We start from the raw sequence: 280 nt of genomic DNA, 5'->3' as shown, positions 1-280 counted from the left end.
GTACTGTCACGTACCGAGACGATGCCGCGGCTGATTTCCTCGGCCACAGCCGTCTGTTGCTCGGCTGCGGTGGCGGGGATCGTCGCCATGATCGAGCGCATCAACGGCATGAACCAGCAGATCGCCACCGCTTCGCCAGCCTCCGATACACCGGAAACCGACTGTGAGCTGGAGCTCTGGCAGCGCTCCATGTAGCGTGAGGTTTCATCGGCGATCTTCTGCAGGCTGGCGATCAAGCCCTCGATCTCGGTGGTAGCCTCCTGGGTACGACGCGCCAGGC

Annotated in this window: 1 pseudogene; it reads right to left on the bottom strand. The window is 63.2% G+C overall.

The features are described from left to right. Nucleotides 1-280 (bottom strand): annotated as a pseudogene (locus GYB81_RS23365) (methyl-accepting chemotaxis protein); the annotation flags it as partial.

This window comes from Pseudomonas yangonensis, assembly GCF_009932725.1.
In the GTDB taxonomy this organism is placed as follows: Bacteria; Pseudomonadota; Gammaproteobacteria; order Pseudomonadales; family Pseudomonadaceae; genus Aquipseudomonas; species Aquipseudomonas yangonensis.
Note: the sequence above shows the minus strand (reverse complement) of the source record. Positions and strands in the feature narration are given on the sequence as shown.